General features: G+C 25.9%; 1 protein-coding gene. It reads right to left on the bottom strand.

Going from position 1 to position 908, the window contains the following annotated elements; genetic code table 11:
* Window positions 1-908 (bottom strand): hypothetical protein (locus ACF91D_RS30770; RefSeq protein WP_392438550.1); only part of this gene is annotated, 908 nt, incomplete at both ends.

Below are 908 nucleotides of genomic sequence, written 5' to 3'. Positions count from 1 at the left end.
ACATAACTCTTGATTATCTATTATTATATCTGGCGTCATTGTTTTCACTTCATATTCTGGTAAAAATGAGGATTTGATCTTATAAACTTCATTACTTTCGTCCTTTTCCCATAAAGTAGCACAGTCATGCCCAAATGAATAGTTCTTTTCATCTAAATATAAAAACTCAAATTTCTTCTCTTCTTTACCAATATTTATATCTAATTCTGATGGTTTAGGATAAGGTAAAAAATATCCTTTATCTTTAATTGTTACTTCTAAATCAGATTGAAAAAGTATTTGTTCATCAGTATTATCACTGTTATTATTTGTTCTATTTTCAATCGTTAAAGTTACAATTTTTGAATTGTTTTTGATTTTCCTAATATTCGAATATAATATAACATCTAACTCTTCAACATCTAAATTACTTTTATCTTTCAAATTTAATTCATAATCCTCTATATTTTTATTTTGGTTAGTTGTAATATCAATTTCACTTTCTAACCCTCTTCTCATCCACCAATTTTTATTATATCCATTTATACTCTGTAGATTAGTATTATAATTTGTCTTTAATTTATAATGTCCACATTCAAACTTAACTTTTAAAGTATTAACATCCTCTGGAATAGCAAATGTAATACCCATTGTAGATTGTTTATACATTTCACTGCCGGAAATACTCACTTCATTAGTTTCTTCTTCATTTTTATCATTATTAACTTGCTTATTATTTAAATCCACTTGTAATTCTTTTTCATTTTCATCATTATCATCTTCTTCAACAGTGTTCAAAGTATGCTTAGTAGGATACAAAAGTCCAGCTGCATATTTTTTACTAGGCAGCCCTTGATTATATATTTCTTCAATTATAGAACCATAACGATAACTCAAATGATTATTAATTACATTTGTAGCAGTAGTAT

The organism is Staphylococcus sp. 231237_7MaSpsaltlick (assembly GCF_043107035.1).
The sequence above is the reverse complement of the archived record's forward strand: the minus strand, read 5'-3'. Positions and strand labels throughout refer to the sequence as shown.